Origin of the sequence: Aquabacterium sp. (assembly GCF_016234775.1) — a bacterium.
Lineage (GTDB): Bacteria > Pseudomonadota > Gammaproteobacteria > Burkholderiales > Burkholderiaceae_C > Aquabacterium.
In genome coordinates this window covers 300,223-322,008 of the sequence record NZ_JACRAH010000001.1, presented here as the reverse complement: position 1 = coordinate 322,008, position 21,786 = coordinate 300,223, and the positions used below count along the sequence as shown (strand labels likewise).

At 63.1% G+C, this 21,786-nt stretch carries 9 protein-coding genes; 6 read left to right on the top strand and 3 right to left on the bottom strand.

Annotated features, from left to right (window positions below; translation table 11 throughout):
* Positions 1–346 precede the first annotated feature (346 nt).
* From HY836_RS01415 to HY836_RS01400, 4 genes are read left to right on the top strand one after another with little or no spacing between them, the layout of a single operon-like run.
* Positions 347–13,423 (top strand): non-ribosomal peptide synthetase/type I polyketide synthase, encoded by a 13,077-nt coding sequence (locus HY836_RS01415; RefSeq protein ID WP_290672781.1) that lies wholly within the window; start codon positions 347–349, stop codon positions 13,421–13,423.
* Positions 13,424–13,459: 36 nt separating this feature from the next.
* Positions 13,460–14,260, top strand: a complete 801-nt coding sequence (locus HY836_RS01410) for an alpha/beta hydrolase (protein ID WP_290672779.1) — start codon at positions 13,460–13,462, stop codon at positions 14,258–14,260.
* Complete coding sequence (locus tag HY836_RS01405; protein ID WP_290672776.1) at positions 14,257–15,096, top strand: alpha/beta fold hydrolase; 840 nt, start codon at positions 14,257–14,259, stop codon at positions 15,094–15,096. Before HY836_RS01410 ends, HY836_RS01405 begins: the two co-directional genes overlap by 4 nt.
* Positions 15,097–15,113: 17 nt before the next feature.
* Positions 15,114–15,983 (top strand): cupin-like domain-containing protein, encoded by an 870-nt coding sequence (locus HY836_RS01400; RefSeq protein ID WP_290672773.1) that lies wholly within the window; start codon positions 15,114–15,116, stop codon positions 15,981–15,983.
* Between the two features lie 15 nt (positions 15,984–15,998).
* Here HY836_RS01400 and HY836_RS01395 read toward each other — a convergent pair whose 3' ends face one another.
* Entirely contained in the window at positions 15,999–17,096 is a 1,098-nt protein-coding gene (locus tag HY836_RS01395; RefSeq protein ID WP_290672770.1) for an SGNH/GDSL hydrolase family protein, read from the bottom strand.
* Between the two features lie 106 nt (positions 17,097–17,202).
* On the opposite strand from HY836_RS01395, the gene HY836_RS01390 reads away from it, so the two are divergent.
* Positions 17,203–18,000 (top strand): methyltransferase, TIGR04325 family, encoded by a 798-nt coding sequence (locus HY836_RS01390; RefSeq protein WP_290672767.1) that lies wholly within the window; start codon positions 17,203–17,205, stop codon positions 17,998–18,000.
* Positions 17,997–18,704, top strand: a complete 708-nt coding sequence (locus HY836_RS01385) for a 4'-phosphopantetheinyl transferase superfamily protein (RefSeq protein WP_290672764.1) — start codon at positions 17,997–17,999, stop codon at positions 18,702–18,704. Before HY836_RS01390 ends, HY836_RS01385 begins: the two co-directional genes overlap by 4 nt.
* A gap of 27 nt (positions 18,705–18,731) precedes the next feature.
* Here the strand turns inward: HY836_RS01385 and HY836_RS01380 are convergent, their stop codons facing one another.
* Both HY836_RS01380 and typA read right to left on the bottom strand, forming a co-directional pair.
* Positions 18,732–19,850, bottom strand: a complete 1,119-nt coding sequence (locus HY836_RS01380) for an enoyl-CoA hydratase/isomerase family protein (RefSeq protein WP_367114597.1) — start codon at positions 19,848–19,850, stop codon at positions 18,732–18,734.
* A 91-nt stretch (positions 19,851–19,941) separates the two neighbouring features.
* The gene (gene typA / locus HY836_RS01375) at positions 19,942–21,768 is read right to left on the bottom strand and encodes a translational GTPase TypA (protein WP_290672758.1); all 1,827 of its coding nucleotides are present in this window, start codon (positions 21,766–21,768) and stop codon (positions 19,942–19,944) included.
* Positions 21,769–21,786 lie beyond the last annotated feature (18 nt).

Sequence of the window (21,786 nt, the reverse complement as noted above, 5' to 3'; positions counted from 1 at the left end):
CGTTATGCCAACCCTATAGGCCCGTGCGCCGCCCCGGACCCCCGCATATAGGGTTGACAGTGGCATGCATTCGCCGTGGATACTACAGGGATGCCTTCCACATGGCAGGATTCACGTCGTTAAACACCCTTGCATGGGTCTCTTGCTCCAGAACCTTGGCGCCAAGGGTGTTTGCTTGCGCCGTAGCCCCTGCTGCTTGTGAGTATCAGAGATGCCCCTAAAGCTTGCCCCCTTACAGCCGAAGCACCAGAACTGCCCCGCCTTTGCCATTGTGAATTGCCGCACGTTTCAGGATCAGTAGTTCAGCCCCGTCATCTCAGTGCCCACAGGACAAAATCAGGGAACCATGAATAAACCGCCGGTTATCGTCAAGACTGCAGCCGAAACACCACACGATCAATCGGTCGAACCAGCGCGTGGCCGCTTTCACTTGCCTGGATTTGTAGCTCGGACAGCCCGGCAGCACCCCGCCAATCTGGCGCTGGAAGGCCTGGGCATCAGCCTGACGTATGCCGATCTGGCCACCAGAGTCGATGAGCAGATTCGCCTGTGGCAAACAGCAGGGTTGCAGCCAGGGGACCGCATTGGCATTGCTGCAAGCCGCAAGCCCGAAACCATCATCCAGATCATCGCTGCCATCGAGGCAGGGCTCACCTACGTCCCACTCGACCTTTCGTACCCGGCAGAGCGTCTGCAGAACATGCAGGAGGACGCGCTGGTACGCGTCATCGTGGGCGATGAACCTTCGCTGGACATACTCAGGCAGCACGTTGGCGACTTTCCAACGCTGTTGCGCCCTGCCCCCAGGCCGGCGACCCAACCGGCGTGCGCAGAACAAGGCAACCTCGCCTACGTGCTGTTTACCTCGGGATCGACGGGACGCCCCAAAGGGGTGGCCATGGGGCGAACGCCACTTGAGCATCTGATCGCCTGGCACCTGTCCCACCCTCGCCTCGGGCTGGCTGCGCGCACCTTGCAGTTCGCGCCTTTGTCGTTCGATGTCCACTTCCAGGAAATCGTCTCCACCCTCGCGAGCGGGGGCACGCTGGTCCTGGTCTCTGACGAAGATCGTCGCGACCCCACGCGCTTGCGCCGCACGCTGGCTGACCTGCGGGTCGAGCGGCTGTACCTGCCCTATGTCGCGCTGCAGATGATCGCTCAGGCTGATGCCGATGCAAGCGAATCGGGCGCCACGCCGCTGCCTTTGCAGGACGTGATCAGCGCAGGAGAACAACTGCAGATCACGCCCGATATCCGCAGTTTGTTCCAACGTGCGCCGACAGCGGTCTTGCACAACCACTACGGACCAACTGAAACCCATGTGGTGACAGCGTGGGAACTGGCAGGCAACGCCGTTGACTGGCCACGGATTCCGCCCATCGGTACAGGTCTGCCCCACGTGGCCCTGGCCATCCGTTTCACGGCTGCAGACGAGCCCGCAGAGGGCGCCCTGTCTGCCACCCACGGCAGTCAGTTGGAGGGCGAGTTGCTGCTTGGTGGCAACTGCCTGGCCGAAGGCTATCTGGGGCGAGCCGATCTCACCGCCGAACGTTTTCTGGACCAGGTAGATGGGTTGCCAGGCCGGTGGTATGTCACCGGCGACCTGGTCAGGCTGGAAGCCAATGGTGCCCTGACCTACCTCGGCAGGGCAGATCAGCAACTCAAGGTAGACGGTTTTCGAATTGAACCGGGCGACATCGAACTGGCCCTGATGGCCCATCCAGGCATTCAGGACGCCGTAGTGACCGCCCCGCAAGACCCAGACGGCAGCCGCGTCTTGACAGCGCATGTGGTCGTGCGGCCTGGCACCAGCGCCGCTGATGCCACCGTGTCGGGTTGGCGCGCCTGGCTGCATGGACGAGTGCCTGATTACATGGTGCCGGTGCGCTTTGCGATTCTGGCGCGCCTGCCCACAACGCCCAGTGGCAAGATCGATCGTCGCCACCTCCCGCCCGTGACGTCGGCACCCACTGCGCCCCTCGCCAGCGGCAGCGTGGCCGACATGGCCGGGCACCTGCGCGCCGTCTGGCAGGACCTGCTCGGTCTGCCCCAGATGGACGAACAAGCCAACGTCTTCGATCTGGGCGCGCGATCCTTGCTGGTGATGCGATTCGTGACCCGACTGAAGGAGCAGGGCATCAAGCTCACCGTGGCCGATGTCTATGACCGCCCGACCGTTGCCGGTCTGGCCGCGCTCCTGTCGGGAAGCGCAAGCGCCCCGGCAAACGGTGCACGCCGCGCCCGCAGTGAGCCTGAGGAAGGCATGGCCATCGTGGGCATGGCCGTGCGCGTGGGTGAAGCCTGCGATCTGGACACGTTCTGGGCGGATCTGCTGGCCGGCAGGGAAAGCATCCGGCGCTTCAGGCCCGACGAGCTGGATCCCGCAGTACCTGAGAGCCTGCGCGCTCAACCGAACTTCGTGGCCGCACGAGGCGTGCTGGCCCAGGCAGACTGTTTCGATGCCGGTTTCTTTGGCATTTCCACCAGAGAAGCCACCCTGCTCGATCCTCAGCAAAGGCTCTTTCTGGAGTTGTGCTGGACGGCGCTGGAACATGCCGGGATCGATCCCGCCCGCATCGGTGGCGAGCAAGGCGACCGCGTCGGCGTCTATGCCGGCAGCGCCAACAACGCCTACCTGCCAGCGATGCGCGCAGAAAACCCCGAACTGATCGCACAGGCCGGTGAATTCGCCACCATGCTGGCCAATGAAAAGGACTATGTCGCCACTCGGGTTGCGCATCGTCTCAACCTCAATGGGCCAGCCGTCTCCATCCACACGGCATGCTCGACATCACTCGTTGCGATCACCCAGGCCTGGCATGCACTCGCCCAAGGTCTGTGCGATGTGGCGCTGGCCGGTGGCACCACCGTGATCGTGCCCCAGGCTGGAGGTTATCTGCACGTAGAAGGCGGCATGGAGTCTGCGGACGGTCGCTGCCGCCCGTTCGATGCGCAGGCCTCCGGCACCATTTTCGGCAGCGGTGGCGGCGCGATTGTGCTCAAACGGCTGTCCCAAGCGCTCGCCGATGGTGACAACATCTACGGTGTCATCCGTGGCGTGGGCGTCAACAACGACGGCGGGGACAAGGCCAGCTTCACCGCACCCAGCGTCAGTGGCCAGGCCCAGACCATCCGCATGGCCCTGGAACATGGCAGCATCGACCCGCGCAGCATTGCATACGTGGAGGCGCATGGCACAGGCACAGCGCTGGGAGACCCCATCGAAGTGGCAGCGCTGACTCGCGCCTGGTCACAAGACACCTCCGACACCGGTTTCTGCACGCTGGGCTCCATCAAAGGCCACGTCGGCCACCTGGTGGCAGCAGCGGGTGTCATCGGCCTGATCAAGGCCACCATGGCTTTGCACCGCGAGTGCATCCCCGGCACGCTGCACTTCAGCCAGCCCAACCCCCAGATCGATTTCGACAGCACGCCCTTCAAGGTATCCGGGCAGACGCAACCGTGGCCACGCGGATCGGAGCCACGCCGCGCCGCCGTGAGTTCGTTTGGCGTGGGTGGCACCAATGCCCACGTCATCATTGAAGAGGCGCCAGTACCCCACGCGCATGCTTGGCCAACGGATCATTTGTCGCTGCAACTGCTGCCCTTATCAGCAAGGCATCCGGATGCCTTGCTCCAGCGAGCCAGAGATCTCGCGGCCCATCTGCGGCGCCAGCCGAACTTGCCGCTGGCAGCCGTTGCCGCAACCTTGATGCGTGGTCGTCAAGCCATGCCGATCAGGGTGGCTGTCGCAGCGTCCGATACGGCCCAGGCCATCGAAGCACTGGAAGCAATCAAGACCGGCACCACGGCTCGCTCGCCTGAACGCCTGGTCTTCCTTTTCCCAGGCCAAGGGTCCCAGCACCCGGGCATGGCGCGCGAGCTGTCAGAGACCATACCGGCCTTCCAGGAAGCCTTCGAACGCTGTCTGGCAGCGGTACCGACCGAGCTGGCTGAAACGCTTCGTGTCTTGCTGACACAGGCCGACCCGGCTGACGCCCAGGCGGCAGCCTTGCTCGCAGAAACGCGATATGCCCAACCGGCGCTCTTCGCCGTTTCCTACTCGCTGGCCGCGTGGTTGGATAGCCTTGGCATACGGCCACACGCCATGATTGGCCACAGCATCGGTGAGTACGCTGCGGCCTGCCATGCTGGCGTGATGACGCCAGAGGAAGCCATGCGCGCGGTGATGGCGCGAGGCAAGGCCATGTTCGAGCAACCAGCCGGCGCCATGCTCGCGGTGCGATCCGGCCTCGACGAGTTGCAACCGCTCCCGCCCGGCATCGACGTGGCCGCACTCAATGCGCCGACGCTCACGGTGGTCGCAGGGCCGCATGCCGACATCGACGCGTACGCACAGGCCCTAGAAGCACGCGACATCGGTGTGACCCGGTTGAAGGTTTCGCACGCTTTCCACAGTGCTGCCATGGATGGGGCCCTGCCCAAGGTTCAGGCGGCGCTCGCCCAGGCAAATCTGAAAGCGCCCCAGCTGCCGCTGTATTCCTGCGTGACCGGCGCCCCGCTCACCGCGCAACAGGCTTGCGATCCGGCTTATTGGGCCATGCAGGTTCGTGCGCCTGTGGCCTTCAGCCGCGCCATCCAGGCCGAACAAAGCCAAGCCTCGCCCATCTTCATTGAAGTCGGTCCTGGTCAGGCCCTGTCGGCGCTGGTGCGACAGCATCGGGCGGCGCAGACAACGCCCATCGTCATTCCTCTTCTGAGTTCAGCCCAGGCCGCTGCGGCCCCCGCGCGTCACGCCATGCAAGCCCTGGGACTCTTGTGGTCGCAAGGCGTCCATATCGCCTGGCCTGTGCCGGCGCGCACACCGCGCGTCCCGCTGCCCACCTACCCATTCCGTCGTGATGTGCACTGGTTCAAACGCCGCACATCCCCCCCCCAGCTACCCGCCTGCCGTCCCCAACCGACGACTGCCATGAACAGACTACCCCTCATCGAACAAGAAATCGTTCGCATCCTTGGCGATGTGGCTGGCCTCCCCAGCGAGTGGCCCGACCGCCACGCCACCTTCGTCGATCAAGGACTGGACTCGCTGTCACTGACGCAGGCCACCCTGGAGTTCGAGAAGGTCTTCGGCTTGAAGCTGCGCTTCCGTCGGCTCCTGGAAGACCTGGACAACCTGCCCAAGCTCGCGGCCTTCTTTGACAGCCAGTTGCCACCCGACCGATTTGCGCCGCAACAGGAAGACAGCAGCACACCCAGCGCGATCGCGCTGACGCCTGTCGAAGCTGTCTTTGCCCCGATGCCCTCGACACTGCCCTCGCAGGCTGGCACGGGCCTGCAGGCCGTCATTCAGCAGCAGATGGCCCTGATGCAGCAGCAACTGGCGCTGCTGTCTGGTCAATCGATCGGCGCAGCCATGCCCACGGCGGCCATGCCTTCAAGCCGAACCACTGCGACGGTGGCCGCCACCACGACCGCAACGACCGCCACCAGCACGCCGGCAGAACAGGTACAACCTGACAAAAAGGCCCTGCTCGACAAGCCCTTTGGCGCGTCAGCCCGCATCGTTCTGAACGCCCGCAACGAGTTCACCCCGGCGCAAAAACAATGGGTCGACGAGTTCATCCATCGCTACGTCGCACGCACCGGGCGCTCCAAGACCTTCAGCCAGGCCAACCGCAAGGTCATGTCCGACCCGCGCGTGGTCACCGGCTTCAACCCGCTCTGGAAAGACTTGGTCTACCCCATCGTTGCCGATCGGTCTGACGGCGCCCGCATCTGGGATATCGACGGCAACGAGTACATCGACCTGTTGTCCTGCTTTGGCGCCAATTTCCTGGGCTACAAGCAGGCCGAGGTCACGCAAGCCATGGTCGATCAGTTGCACAAGGGCATCGAAGTCGGCCCGCAACATCCCTTGGCGGCCGACGTGGCCACGCTGATCTCCGAATTCACTGGCATGGAGCGCGTGGCCTTCTGCAACACAGGTTCGGAAGCGGTGATGGGCGCCATGCGCATCGCCCGTACGGTCACTGGTCGCAAGAAGATCGCGATCTTCAACAACAGCTACCACGGCATCTTTGACGAAGTGATCGTACGGGGCACCAAGCAATTGCGCTCACTGTCGGCAGCACCTGGCATCCTGGCCAATGCCGTCGAAAACATCATGGTGCTGGACTACGACAGCGCCGACTCACTGGAGGTACTGCGCAAGTGCGCGCACGAACTGGCGGCGATCATGATCGAGCCGATCCAGAACAAGTACCCCACGCTGCAACCTACCGCCTTCGTACAGCAGTTGCGCGACATCGCGACACAAGGTGGCTGCGCCCTGATCTTTGACGAAGTCGTGACCGGTTTCCGTGTGGCGCCCGGTGGTGCCCAGGAGTTCTACGGTGTGCGCGCCGACATCGCCACCTACGGCAAGATCATCGGCGGCGGCCTGCCGTTTGCGGCCATCGCCGGCAACAGCCTGTGGCTGGATGCGCTTGACGGCGGCCACTGGCAATACGGTGACGACTCCTACCCGGAGGCCGGCGTGACCTACTTCGCCGGTACCTTCGTGCGCCACCCACTGGCACTGGCTGCGGCCCACGCGGCCTTGCAGCACATCAAACGAGGCGGCCGCGCGCTCTATCAGAACATCAATGCGCGCACGCAGCGCATGATCGACCGCATCAACACGGCGTTCACCCAATGCCAGGCCCCCGTGAAGGCCGTGCACTGCGCCTCGCTGTGGCGACTGCAATGGGATGACAACACGCCGAACATCAGCCTGTTCTACTACCTCGCCCGCTATTACGGCTTGCACCTCTACGAGCAGTTCGGTCATTTCGTGACCGAAGCCATGTCTGACGACGACTGCACCCGCATCGCCGACACCTACATCCGGGTGATGAACGAGCTGATGGCCCTGGGGTTCATCGACCCGCGTGGCGGCTCACGCACTACACCAGCCGACAATGCGCCCCCTTCAGGCCAGCTGCCAGCAGGCACCAACTCGTCAGCACTGACACCCGGGCAAACGGAACGCTGGCTGGCCGCCAGCTACGATCCTGCCGCGCGACGCGCACTCAACGAGTCTTTCTGCGTGACTTTGCAAGGACAGGTCGACCAGGCTGCGCTCAAGCGTGCCCTGGAAGATGTGCTGGCTCGTCACGAAGCCTTCAAGCTGCGCTTCGATCTGGACGAACCTCGACAAATCGTGGATGCCCAGGCTCGGGTTGGCATCGCCGAGGTCGATCTGCGCGCATCCGGCGACAGTGACAAGGCCCTGGACCAATACTGCTGGCAAGCCAGCGCCACCGACTTCCAGCTTGACCAGGCACCACTGGCACGCGCCAGCATCCTGAATCTGGCCGATGGCCGCGTGGTTGTTCACATGGTCGCCAGCCATCTGGTATTTGATGGCTGGGCATCCAGCGTCTTCAATGCCGAACTGGCAGAAGCCTATCGTGCCCGGTGCCTGGGGCTGGCGCCGCAATGGGAGGCAGCCGCTTCACCGCTGTCTTTCGCGCACGCCGAGAATGCGCGCTTCGACAGTGCTGATGGACAGGCGAGCGTCGCTCACTGGAAGCAGGTGCTCAGCCAGTTGCCCTCCCCTGTGTCACTGGGGGACCGCAAGCCCACAGGTCCGCGCACATTCGCGGCAGACACCGTTCGCGCACGACTGGATGGCGCTCGCCTGGCCCATCTGAAGGAGCAAGCCAAATCCCATGGCGCAACGCTGTTCCAATGGCTGCTTCATACCCTGGCCGAACTGCTCGCACAGGAAAGCGGCCAGCGTGACATCGTGGTCAGCATCCCCTATGCCGCACAAAGCCTTGAGCGCCGCTCATCGCTGATCGCCGACGGGGTGCTGGACCTGCCCGTCCGACTGAAAGCCCACAGTGGCGAAACCATCGCGGACAGTCTGCGCCGGGTCAAATCTGCCTTGATGGATGCCATGGAGCATCCGCTGATGACACAGGGCACGGCCGCACGTGCGCTGGGCATGCAAGCCGCCGGCAGCAACCCGCCACTCACCTCGATCTACTTCAACCTCAACCCCAAGGTCGATCTGTCCGGCTGGGCACCATTGAACGCGGCCATGCACGAAGGCCGCAAGCGCGGCTTGCTCAGCGAGTTGTTCTTCAACTTCTACGAACAGACTGACGCGCTGACCCTGGATCTGCATCACAGCAGCGAGTACCTCAGTCTTGATCGGGCACAGCAACTGGTTGATCGGCTGATGAACATGCTGGCGCCCGCGCAAACGGCCGCCGCCGTGTCGCTCGATCCGCGCCTGCTGACCTGGAATCAGACTGATCGTCCGCTTGATCCACAAGCGCGTGTTGAAGCCTGGGTAAGCCGACAGGCCCAACAAACGCCGTCGGCCCCCGCCATCGTGACTCAGGACGGGGCACTGAGCTACCGCGAACTGGAGTCGCGTGCCAACCAGATTGCCCGGGTACTGCAAGCCCGGGGGGCAGGCCCAGGCCAGCGCGTCGGGATCAGCCTGCCACGAGGCCTGCATTTGATGCCTGCCCTGCTGGGTGTGCTCAAGACCGGCGCGGCCTACGTGCCCATGGACCCAGGCTTCCCGAGTGAGCGCTTGAAAATGATGGCCGAAGACGCCGGCCTGACCTTGGTCGTCACGCATTCGACATGCGCACAAGCCAGCGGCATGCCCATGTCGACGCAACTGTTGCTCGACCGGGATGCAGCGCTCATCGACGCCACCAGTGACGCGCCGTTGCCGGCCGTGTTGGACACGCAAGCCGCAGCCTATGTCATCTACACATCGGGCTCCACCGGACGACCCAAAGGCGTGGCGGTTCCCCAGCGCGCCGTGTGCAACTTCCTGGCGTCCATGCAGCGTGAGCCGGGCCTGACCGCATCCGATCGCCTCCTGGCCGTGACGACCCTGAGCTTCGACATTGCGGTGCTCGAGCTCCTGTTGCCGCTGGTGACCGGTGGCACCGTGGTTCTGGCCACACGTGACCAGGCCATGGATGGCGAAGCACTGCTGGGCTTGATGGCGCAACAGGGTGTCACGGTCATGCAGGCCACACCCACCACCTGGCTGTTGCTGCTCGATGCAGGCTGGCAACCCCAGCGTGGCTTCCGCGCCCTGGTCGGTGGCGAGCCACTGCCCCCCGCGCTGGCCACATCCCTGCTGGCCAAAGGCGTGGACGTGTGGAACATGTACGGCCCGACCGAGACGACCGTATGGTCAACCCTGTCGCACGTCGTGGATCCGGCCGCCCGGATCACCATCGGCCACCCGATCGACAACACCCAGATATGGATTCTGGACGACTCGCTGCAACCCTTGCCGGTTGGTGCGGAAGGCGAAATCTGTATCGGCGGTGACGGCGTTGCATTGGGCTACCACGGCAGGCCTGACCTCACTGCTGAACGTTTCGTGACGATCCCATGGGGCCCCCGCCCCGGCCAGCTCATCTACCGTACGGGCGACCTCGGCCGTTTGCGCGAGGATGGCCAACTGGAGCACCTGGGCCGCATGGACTTCCAGGTGAAGATCCGTGGGTACCGCATTGAGCTTGGCGAAATCGAAGCCCAGCTAGAGCAGGAAGCTGGCGTGTCCCGCGCCGTGGTCGTCGCGCGTGAGGTCACGCCTGGGGACATGGCGCTGATCGCCTATGTTGTGCCGCAAAGCGGCGCCGCACTGGACACAGCAGCCTTGCGGCAAGGCTTGCGTCAGACCCTGCCCGACTACATGGTGCCCCGCACCGTGCTGATTCTGGCTGCCCTGCCGCTGCTGCCCAACAACAAGATCGACCGCAAGGCCTTGCCTGTGCCGCCCGCCATCAGCGAGAAGGCGACGGCGCCCGTCGCCGTGGCGCAGCCGATCACCACAGTGACAGCCCCGTCCGGCGCGAACGCGCAGGCCACTGACATCGTGGCCAAGGAAATGGGCAAGCTGCTCAACCGTGAACGCCTGGGTGACCACGACCATTTCTTCGAGCATGGCGGGCATTCGCTCATTGCAGCGAAGCTATCGGCCGCCCTGGCAGCGGCACTGGGTCACCGCCCCGGCCTGCGGATGATCTTCGATCACCCCACGCCTGCAGCCTTGGCCCAGGCCTTGCTGGATGCCAAACACCAGCTTGCGGCAACAGCCAAAGCCAACAGCGGCCCTGCCGACACCATCCCGATCCGGGCTGACCAGTCCACGGCCCCCCTGTCTCAAATGCAGGAACGCGTCTGGTTCCTGGAAAACCTGACGCCCGGCACCGTGGTGCACAGCATCCCTACAGGGCATCGCCTGCTGGGTCCGCTTGACGTCGAAGCGTTCAACCAGGCCTGGCACATGCTCGTCCAGCGCCAGAGCATCTTCCGCACGGTGGTCGAGCGCACACCAAACGGTGATGTGCAACGCATCCTGCCGGAAATCCCCTTCAGCCTGCTGCCCTATGACGACTTGAGCCACTTGCCGGAGGCCGAGCGCAAGCCCACGATGAACAAGATCATCGCCGAGCTTGTCGAGACGCCTTACAACCCGGAAAAGGCACCTTTGTTCACGGCGCGCCTGTTCCGGCTCTCGCCGGAGGAACACGGCCTGCTGTTCCAGGCCCATCACCTGATCTGGGATGCCTGGTCGTTCGACCTTCTTTATGTCGACCTGCCTGAGCTGTACGCAGCCTGCCTGGAAAAGCGCGAGCCGCGACTGCCACCCCTAACGGTGAGCTACGGTGACTTTGCTGCCTGGCACAACGAGTGGATGACTGGGCCGGAGCTGCAGCGTCAGCTGGGCTATTGGCGTGAGCAACTGACGCCGCTGCCACCCAACATCGAGCTGCCGCTGGATCACCCCCGCCCACCCGCCATGTCCGGCCGCGGTGGCTCCTTCCAGTTCAACCTGGCCAAGGACGTCACTGATGCGCTGCGAGCCCAGGCTCAGCAGCAGGGGCGCACGCTCTACATCACGCTGTTGTCTGCCTATGCCCTGGCCTTGCACCGCGCCAGCAAGCAAGACGATTTCGTCATCGGCACGCCCGTTCGAGGTCGTGAGCAACCGGCGTTGGAAAACCTGATGGGCTTCTTCGTCAACATGTTGCCGCTGCGCATGCAACCGCGTGACGACATGTCCATGCAGTCCTGGCTGGCATCTGTCCACCGCAAAGTGGTCGATGCCTTCTCCTACCCGGACGTGCCTTTCGACCACCTCGTCCATGTGATGCAGGTGCCTCGCGACTACAGTCGCCCGCCTATCCACCAGGTGTCCTTCTCCTATCAGGACGTGCGGGAGCGCACCACGCGCTGGGGCAACGTCGATCACCAGCGCATGGCCACGCCGATGCTGGGTGCCGCGCAAGACCTGGCACTGTGGTGCGTGGAAACGCGCAACCACATCGAGTTTGTCTTCACCTTCAATGCTGACGTTCTCGAAACCGCCACCGTCGCCAGCTTCGCTGCAGACCTGGAGAACCTTCTGCGCGAAATCGTGACCGACCCCGATCGTCCGCTGTCAGGCTACACCTTCCAGGCGCCGGCCAAGCTGCCGGGCTCAGCGCAGGCCAATTCCAATTCGCCCGCGAGCCAACCCAGCTTGCCAGCACCGGCTGCGCAAGCCTCGGCGACCGCATCTGAGGGCAACCTGATCACGCTGTTGCGCCAACAGGCTCACACCACATCCAAAGCGATCGCACTGAGTCAGACGGGGGAACGCGCCTATAGCCACACCGAACTGTGGGCCCGCGCCAGCCAGATCGCCCATCACCTGCGCGCCCACGGCATCGGCCGAGGCTCGCTCGTCGGTGTGTGCATGCCACGCTGCCCGGACCTGCTTGGCGCAGTGTTGGGTACCTTGATGGCCGGTGCGGCCTACGTCCCGCTGGATCCAGACTATCCGGCTGAACGACTGGCCCACATGGTCGATGACGCAGGTCTGGCGCTGATCATCAGCCGAACCGATGTCATGCAGGTCCTCAACTGGCCGCGCGACAAGACCCTGCTCACAGACCTCGACGATGCACTCATCCAGACTCGCCCGGACACGCCGCCAACGGCAGACGCGCAACGTGATGCCCAGGCCTCGGACGCTGCTTACGTGATCTACACCTCGGGCTCCACTGGCAAGCCCAAGGGCGTGGTCGTGCCCCATGGTGCGGTCATCAATTTCCTGCAAAGCATGGCCAAAGAGCCCGGATTGCAGGCAGGGCAGCGCTTGCTGGCGGTCACCACCTTGAGCTTCGACATCTCCGTGCTGGAGTTGTTCCTGCCCTTGCTCGTTGGGGCCGAAGTGGTGCTTTGCCGGACGGAAGACGCACGAGACCCCTTCCTGCTCAAAGCGCAGGTAGAGGATGCGATCGACGTGATGCAGGCCACACCCAGCACCTGGCATGCACTGATCGAAGCAGGGTGGAATGGACGCCCGGGTTTCACGGCGCTGGTGGGAGGCGAGTCGCTGACCCTCAAGCTGGCCAACCAGCTCGTGACGCGCTGTGCCGCCGTCTGGAACATGTACGGGCCAACCGAGACCACGGTCTGGTCAAGCTGCTGGCGTGTCAATGCACCTGAACAAGGTATCCGCATCGGCAAGCCCATCGCCAACACGCAAATTCACATCCTGAATACCGAAGGGCGAGCCTGCGGTGCGGGTGAGCCGGGCGAAATCTGCATTGGGGGTGCGGGGGTCGCCACAGGCTATCTGCACCGTCCCGAACTGACGGCAGAGCGCTTCATCACCGATCCTTTCACGCCCGGTGGCCAAGCGCGCCTGTACCGAACCGGCGATCTGGGGCGCCTGCACGCGAATGGTGAACTGGAACACCTGGGCCGACTGGACCATCAGGTCAAGGTAAGAGGCCACCGCATCGAACTTGGCGAGATCGAAGCCACCCTTCAGCTCAACCCCGCCATCTCACAGGTGGTAGTGATGGCCCGTGAGGACCATCCCGGCGATGTGCGACTGGTGGCGTACTGCGTGGTCCGTGATGCACAAAGCCCATCGGTCTTGCCGCAGGCGCTGAAGGCCGAACTGGCCAGGACGCTGCCAGAGTACATGCTGCCGCAGCACTTTGTTCTGTTGGCGCAACTGCCACGGCTACCCAATGGCAAGACCGATCGCGCGGCCCTGCCCAAACCCCCGGACGCCACCACGTCGGTAGAGCACAAGGCCAAGGCGCATGGTCGCCTGCCAGTCACGCCCACGGAAAAGGCCATCGCCGATGTCTGGAGGGAGTTGCTCGATGTCGAGGAGGTCACGCTGGACGACAACTTCTTCAACCTGGGCGGCCATTCGTTGCTGGCGATGAAGGCTGTGACCGAAATCATGCGCCGCACAGGCGTCACCATCAGCGTTCGTCGGATCATTTTCGAAACACTCGGCCAGCTAGCGGCAACCGGTACAACCGGCAGCAGTCAGCCCGACGCCACCACGCCTGCGTCAGCGCCGCCAACGGGCACTGACACCGAAGCCAAGAGCGGCTGGTTCAACCGCATTCTGCGTCGCTGAGGCGGTGCCCCACGCTCCGCTCGCATCAACCTTGAGATGACACCTTTTCTATTCGGCCCTCCAGCGCATCGTCTATACGGTGTCTACCACGCCCCGGCATCCGCCCAGGGCGCCAGGCTACAGGTCCTGCTGTGCCCGCCTTTCGGCCAGGAAGCCGTGCGCATGCACCGGTTGTATCGCCTGCTGGCCGAGCAACTTGCGCGTCAAGGTGTCCACGTCATGCGCTTTGACTACTTTGGTTGCGGCGAGTCCGCAGGCCAGGACGAAGACGGCACACTGACCCATTGGCGAGACGACATCGTGCTGGCGCATGCCGAACTCAGCCTGCGAACCCGCGCCACGCAGTCCGTGTGGCTGGGCGTGCGACTGGGTGCCACCCTCGCCATGATGGCGTCTGCGGTCAGCCCGACAGTGCCGCACCGACTCGTCTTGTGGGAGCCCTTGCTGGACGGGCCCAGCTACCTGAAGGAACTCGGCGAAGCCCACCTCGCGCAAACCTACGATCCTTACATCCAGTCCAGAAGCCCGTCCCGGGACGTTCGCGACGAAATCATCGGCTTTGGTGTCAGTCCGACATGGATCAGCGAAATGCAGGCCCTGTCGGTCAAGGATCTGAACCCCACCTGTGCGGCAGAGTGCATCCACATCGCCACAAAGGCCTCGGCCCTGTCGACCGCCCTGGGCGACCAACAACTCGCGAAGGGGCAACCCTGGCGTCACCTCACCGCACCGGGCCCGGACATCGCCTGGCATGTTGAAGAGGCCAATGGTGCCGCACTGGCCCCACCAGAGTTGCTGCGCTTGCTGATTGCCAGCGTGAAGGGTGAATCGGCATGAACGAAAACATCCTCACCTTCGGCCCGGGCGCCAGGCTGACCGGCACCCTGACCCGTCCGGATGGGCCATCCAGGGGTACCGCCATCCTCTTGCTCAATGCGGGCGTCATCCACCGCATGGGCCCTCACCGGATCAACGTGAAACTGGCCCGGGCACTCGCCGCCCAAGGCCACACCGTGCTGCGCCTTGACCTGTCCGGCCAAGGTGACAGCGAGGCATCCGACTCGACCTTGTCCTATGACCAGCAAGCCGTCGCCGACCTGCAGGCTGCGATGGACCACATCCAGCGCCTGACCTCGATCCAGACCTTCGCGCTGGCCGGCATCTGCTCGGCTGCACACCATGGTGTGTCGACGGCCATGGTGGACGATCGCCTCAAGGCCTTGTGGCTGATGGACACGCACGCTTATCCCAACAAGAAGACGTCGCTCGTGCGCGCCTGGCGGCAACTGAACGTCGATCCGTCGGGGACATTGATGGGATGGGCCGGGCGCTTGCCGGGCTTGCTGCTCAAACGGCTGAGACCTGCCCCCCGGCAAAGCGAGCCAATGCAACAGTTGCTGGACAACCCGTATGCCTCGCCCACCCGCGACGAGTTCGCCGCGCGCCTGAAGGTGATCGTCGACAAGCAAGTCCGTGTGCAACTGGTCTATTCAGGCAGCTTTCTCTGGCTGTTCAACTACGCAGGTCAGTGGCGAGACACGTTCAAAGCCTATGGTGCCGTGGCCGATCTGCCCTGCGACCTGATCCCCGATGTCGATCACACCGTCTCCACGCTGCATGCCCAGCGACGCCTGATCGACGCCGTCACCCGTTTTGCTGCACATCTGAACTGATCCAACGCCATACCATCATGACGCCCTGCTTTGCCGACGACATCAAGAGCGAACTGCTGGACAGACAGCCGTTCAAGTTCCACCACAAACTGCTGGGGCACCCCGCGCTGTCACTGGAGAACCTCTCACGCGTTCTGCCCACCTTGCCTCAACAGCAGGTCATGTATTCCAAGGGCTTGCTGGATGTCGGGGCAGACTTCGAGTCCACCTTCCGCAAGAAGCCCAAGGAACGCACGCTGGAAGAGACCATCGAATCCATCCGGACCACCGACTCCTACATCATGGTCCGCTCGCCAGAGGTCGATCCCTCCTTTGCTGACCTGTACAAGGCGCTGTGTGCCGAGGTCGCTGCATTGATGGCCTTGCGCGGCGTCGGAAAACGGCCTATTGACGCACAACTCTATCTTTTCATCGCCTCGCCCAACAGCGTCACGCCCTTTCACATAGACCGCTACTCCACCTTCCTGATGCAGTTCCGTGGCAGCAAGACGGTCACCGTGGGTCTGCCCTGGGATGACCGACTGGTGTCACAGCCCAACAGGGAAGCCTATGTGGTCCGAGAAAACACCAAGCTGCCCTGGACGATCGAACGTGACGCCTTCGCGACCCCATTCGAGTTCAGCCCGGGGGAGGCGCTGCACATCCCCTTCATTGCAGGACACCACGTGCGCAACGGGCCAGACGACGTGTCCATCTCGATGTCGATCATTTTCAACACGGACGAGAGCGTTCGCTGGAAAGATGCGCTGTCGTTCAACCATGTGCTGCGCAAGCAACTGGGCCGCGTGGGACTGAGCCCCTCAGGCATCGGCCAGTCGGACTTCAAGGACGCCATCAAATCCCGCATGTGGCACCGCTACCTCAAGATGAGGGGCTACGCCGGCTGATCAGCCTGCCGCACGTCAACGCATGCCGAATCGCCCGTCCGGATCCACAAACTGCACCAGTTCCTGGGTCTGCAAAGGCGGCACCGGCACGCCGAACCGCTCCACCAGGAGCGCCACCATCGCCTGGGCCCACAGGGCATTCCAGACCGATCCGGCGTGGCCGTCTGCCAGCGTCGCGTTCATCGGCTCATCCCCACCGGTATTGCGCACCTCGAAGCGCTCGCCGAATCGCACGTTCCGATAGGCCGGTTGCCCGGTCGCACGGCGCGAACCCCAAAGCCCGGCAAACCAGGCCTGGTCATCAAACACGGCCACCCCCGACTTGCCTAGCGCAAGCGCCTTCAAGCCATCATCGAAACGCGCCAGCCCCTGATGAATCCGGGACTGGGCCTGAGGAGAACGCCAAAGATGATGGAACTTCTCCCACTCCGCGTTGTTGAAGATGCCCACCAACACGATACGCAAGCCCGGGTAGACCGCATGCAAGCGCGCCACTGCCTGCCCGATATGGCCCAGACACGCATCGATCGAGCCGACGACTTGGGGGTCCAGCGGATCGCGAGACAAGGCGTCCAGGCTTTCCTGCCTGCCAAAATCGTTGGTCCCCATGCGGATCACCACCACGCCACGCTGCCAACGCCCAGACTCTCGCGCCATGGTGGTCAACAGACGACCAACCTGATCGTGCGGCGCCACATTGAGGTTGGCGCAGACCGCGCCAGAATAGGCCTGGTTGTAGAGGTAGTCCTCTTTGCGGAGAAAACGTCCATCCTGCCCCACGGCGTCGCGCAGCACCGACAGGCGCCGGTACCGCGTACCCCATTGCCCCCATGGCCCAGGATCCAGCTGCTCACTGCGCAGGTGCCCCAGCACCTCCGTCCATTGCCATGTACGCTGCCTCAAGGCGCCACCACGAGCCTCGGGGCGGTGCCCGAAGCTGAACTCATCGTGGTAGGCGTGGCTGTCAGAATCGCCCAGTACCCCAAATGGCACCGCATTCGTGTGTGTCGGCACGTGGCGCCACCGCTGAAGACGTTCGTCCACGGACAGTAAAATGAACAAGGCCAAGCCCAGCCCCAACAGTGCCGCGGTCAGCACCCAAACCTTCTTCATGATGTCTTCGCTTTGCGTTTCATACCCAAACCGCAGCATCTCGCCGCGCGCCCCCGGTGTATCTTATTCTTCAATCCCGACTCTGCCGCTCGCAGCGTGATCAACCATGCAACTGGCCCACATCAAACGACTGCCTCTGATCCGCACCTTGTTGCGCAAGCGCGCTATCCGCAGGTACCTGGGTCCTGGCGGACGTGGCTATCACTGCGGGCATTTCGAGTCCTTTGCCGAGGCGCGAGCCTGGTTGCCCGCGTCGCCGGAGTTCAGCCACGACAAATTCACGCAAGAATACGTCGATGAACGATCCAAGCGCATCTGGGCATTTGACTATCCTGTGATCTTCTGGCTGCGCGAAGCCTTTGCCAGTGGTGCCAGTTCGGTCCTGGACATCGGTGGATCGATTGGCAATCAGTACTACGCCTACCAGCAGTACCTTCGCTATCCCGAGGGCATCCAGTGGCGTGTCCATGAGTTGTCGGCATTCATCCCGCAAGGCCGGGAACTGGCCAGCCAACGTGGCGCGCAGGCGCTGACCTTCTCCGATGACTGGCCATCAGGATGGCTCGACAGCGAGATCTGGATGGCAGCCGGCGTGCTGGAGTTCATCGAAGCCTACGACCTGCCTGCACTGCTGGCACGCGCTGTACACAAACCCCGCCACATTCTGCTCAACAAACTGCCACTGACCCAAGCCCCGGGCTTTGTGTCCACACAGAACATCGGCTTCGGTTCCTTCGTGCCACACAAAGTTTTCAACAGAGCCGCGTTCGTCCAGTCTGTCGAACAACTGGGCTATGAACTGGTCGATGCCTGGGAGGTTCCAGAGCGCACCTTCCACTCACTGGGCTTCGCCGAAGATTTCTTCGATGCCTACAGCGGCTTGTATTTCCGCTTGAAATCGTGACCTGGGATGTCCATGCTGCGGCACAACAGACCTTGTCGAGCCGCTTTCAGGAGGACTGCCAACTCCATCTGGTCGAACTACCCGACATGGATGACGAAGTCAGCGCTGCCACCAGGGCCTGCCTGAGCGACGAAGACAAACAACGTGCCGCACGTTTTGCGCGCGCTGTCGATGCGCATCGGTACATGGCAGCACACGCGGCCTTACGTGTCCTGCTGGCCCCGGCTTGCCTGTGCGCGCCTCGCGACGTGCCCATGACGACACGCGCAAACGGCAAACCCACGCTGATGACGGCGTCGCCAGCACTTCACTTCAATCTGACCCACAGCGACAACTGGGCCCTGATCGCACTGCACCCCCACTGGGAGATCGGTGTCGACCTCGAAATGCACAAGCCGTGGCCCCACATGCAAGATCTGGCTGAAAGCGTGTTCAGTCAGGCTGAACTGCGCACATGGCGCGCCACCACACCAGCTGACCAGGCAAGCGTGCTCTACACCGCCTGGACACGCAAGGAAGCCTGCCTGAAGGCTGTTGGAACCGGCCTGATCACACCGCCTGACCAGGTGGAACTGGGGCTGGCGCCCACACCGGCGCGAGGGCAATGGCACAGACCAGAAGGCGGCCTCGTCGAGTGGCTTGACCTTGCTCACCTGCCCTTGGCCGTGCCGCATTCGGCCTGCCTTGCCTGGATCCGGTCCTGAACCGGCCAGGCATCCCCAATCCGCGCGTCACAAATCCCTCAGCGGGTGTGATCGCAAAGGCCAGGGAGACTCAAAAAAGACCTCCACCGACGCGGGTGACACCTCAGACAGGCTGCTTGCCCTCCATTTGGGCTGCTGATCCTTGTCAATCACTAGGGCGCGTACGCCTTCAGCCGTCTCGCTATCGCGCCCCTTGCGCAAGGCGAAACACTGGCGGACCATCCCGCGCTCCATGCGAAAGACATCGGCCAGACTCATGGAGCGTGCACGGCGGATCTGCTCCAGCGTGACGCACATCATCAAAGGCGAATGCCCCGCCATCTGGCGCAAGACACCCTGAGCCCACTCGCTGTCGTCGCGCTGGAGCGATGCTTCGATCTCCGGCATGGTGTGCAGACTGAAATGCCGGTTGATCTGATCGGCATGCACGGTCACTGTCGCCTCCGGCAAGGTTGGCAGCCCATGGGCCTCCACATGAGCTTTCACCCGACTCAACAAATCATCCGCAGACGTTGCGCGCATCTGCCTGAACGATGCCAGCAAATCCGGCAAGCTGGCCGCCTGGGCGTGCGCGTCGGCCAGCCCCAGCGTCAAGGCGTCCGTCACGTGCAGATGGGGGCCAACCACACCCAGGTACTCGCCGATCGCGCCCGCACAACGCGACAGAAAGTAGCCACCCGCCACGTCCGGAAACAAGCCAATTCGCGTCTCTGGCATCGCCATGCGAATGGACTCCGTGGCCACGCGCCACGTCGCCCCCTGCGCCAGGCCCATGCCCCCACCCATGGTGATGCCCTCCATCCAGGCCACGAATGGCTTGGGATAGGTGTGGATGAGGTGATCCAGCGCATACTCTTCGGTGAAGAAGTCGTCGAGGCTCAAGTCCCCCGTTACCGCTGCCTGGTGGATGAAACGGATGTCACCGCCCGCGCAAAAATGCACGGCGCCATGAGGCTTGCCGTGCTCGTCCAGCCGGCCCGCGCCCTTGAGCAACACGCCCAGCACGGCCTCGTCGGTGCGCCAGCCAGCCAGCACATTGTGCAGTTCACGCACCATCTCCAGCGACAAGGCATTGAGGGCCTTGGGGCGATTGAGCGTGATCACGCCCAGGCCACCGATCACCTCTGTCAGAACCAAGCTTTCCATCAACTTCACTCCACATGAAAAAAGGGCCGCACCCTTGCAGGTGCAGCCCTCGTATCGTACTAGCCCGTTCGGGCCTGCACGTGAATCAGCTTCAAGCTTCGCGCGAAGCACGCTTGCGATCGTGTTCCTTCAGGTGGCGCTTGCGCACACGGATCGACTTGGGCGTGATTTCGACCAACTCGTCGTCATCGATGAAGTCCACGCCGTATTCCAGCGTCAGGTCGATCGGAGGCGTGATCTTGATCGCGTCTTCCTTGCCGGACACGCGGAAGTTGGTCAGCTGCTTGGTTCGCGTGGCGTTGACCACCAGGTCGTTGTCGCGGCTGTGGATGCCGACGATCATGCCTTCGTACACGGGGTCGTTCGGCTTCACGAACATGCGGCCACGGTCGTCCAGCTTGCCCAGGGCGTAGGTGAAGATTTCACCGTCGTCCATGGAGATCAGCACGCCGTTCTTGCGGCCACCGATTTCACCCTTGTGCGGCTCATAGCCGTCGAAGATCGACGAGATCAGGCCAGAACCACGCGTCAGGTTCATGAATTCGTTGCTGAAGCCGATCAGGCCACGAGCAGGAATGCGGTATTCCAGGCGCACGCGGCCATGACCGTCCGGCTCCATGTTGACCAGATCGCCCTTGCGCAGACCCAGCGCCTGCATCACGCCACCTTGGTGGATTTCTTCCACGTCGGCAGTGACCAGCTCCATTGGCTCGCACTTCTCGCCGTTGATGTCCTTGAACATCACGCGGGGCTTGGACACGGCCAGTTCATAGCCTTCGCGGCGCATGTTTTCCAGCAAGATGGTCAGGTGCAGTTCGCCGCGACCGCACACTTCGAAGATACCGTCTTCGTCGGTTTCCTTCACGCGCAGGGCCACGTTGTGTTGCAGCTCTTTCTGCAGACGGTCCCAGATCTGACGGCTGGTCACGTACTTGCCTTCACGACCGGCCAGAGGCGAGTTGTTCACGCAGAAGTTCATGGTCAGCGTGGGCTCGTCCACCTTCAGCATGGGCAGCGGAGCCGGGTTGATCGGGTCGGTCACGGTCACGCCGATGTTGACGTCTTCGATACCGTTGATCAGCACGATGTTGCCAGGACCGGCTTCGGTCACTTGCACGCGATCCAGCCCCTGGAAAGTCAGCACCTGGTTGATGCGACCCTTGATGGGCTTGCCCTCAGGGCCTTCCATCACGACCACGTCCTGGCCGGGCTTGGCCGTGCCTTGGCTGATGCGGCCCACGCCGATGCGACCGACGAAGGTCGAGAAGTCCAGTGCCGAAATCTGCAGTTGCAGTGGGGCAGCAGGGTCACCCGTCTGGGCAGGCACGTGCTTGAGCACGGTGTTGAACAGGGCCGACATGTCGTTGCCCCACTTCTCACCAGGTGCGCCTTCTTCCAGCGAGGTCCAGCCGTTGATGCCCGATGCGTACACCACGGGGAAGTCCAGCTGCTCGTCGGTGGCACCCAACTTGTCGAACAGGTCGAAAGCGGCGTTCACGACGGCGTCAGGCTTGGCACCGGGCTTGTCCACCTTGTTGACCACGACGATGGGCTTCAGACCCAGGGCCAGTGCCTTCTTGGTCACGAAGCGCGTCTGAGGCATCGGGCCTTCTTGCGCGTCGATCAGCAACACCACACCGTCCACCATGGACAGCGCGCGCTCGACTTCACCGCCGAAGTCCGCGTGGCCCGGGGTGTCGACGATGTTGATGTGCGTGCCTTCCCAGCTCACGGCGCAGTTCTTCGCCAGGATGGTGATACCGCGTTCGCGTTCGATGGCGTTGTTGTCCATCACGGTATCGACGACCTTTTCGTGGTCGGCAAAGGTACCGCTTTGACGCAGCAATTGGTCAACCATGGTCGTTTTGCCATGGTCAACGTGGGCGATGATCGCAATATTGCGGATTTGAGTACTCATAGGAAGCTCACTGGTCTG

Coding starts and splice junctions, on each gene's coding strand:
- HY836_RS01415 (WP_290672781.1), top strand. CDS start 347: ATGAATAAACCGCCGGTTATCGTCAAGACTGCAGCCGAAACACCACAC.
- HY836_RS01410 (WP_290672779.1), top strand. CDS start 13,460: ATGACACCTTTTCTATTCGGCCCTCCAGCGCATCGTCTATACGGTGTC.
- HY836_RS01405 (WP_290672776.1), top strand. CDS start 14,257: ATGAACGAAAACATCCTCACCTTCGGCCCGGGCGCCAGGCTGACCGGC.
- HY836_RS01400 (WP_290672773.1), top strand. CDS start 15,114: ATGACGCCCTGCTTTGCCGACGACATCAAGAGCGAACTGCTGGACAGA.
- HY836_RS01395 (WP_290672770.1), bottom strand. CDS start 17,096: ATGAAGAAGGTTTGGGTGCTGACCGCGGCACTGTTGGGGCTGGGCTTG.
- HY836_RS01390 (WP_290672767.1), top strand. CDS start 17,203: ATGCAACTGGCCCACATCAAACGACTGCCTCTGATCCGCACCTTGTTG.
- HY836_RS01380 (WP_367114597.1), bottom strand. CDS start 19,850: ATGGAAAGCTTGGTTCTGACAGAGGTGATCGGTGGCCTGGGCGTGATC.
- typA (WP_290672758.1), bottom strand. CDS start 21,768: ATGAGTACTCAAATCCGCAATATTGCGATCATCGCCCACGTTGACCAT.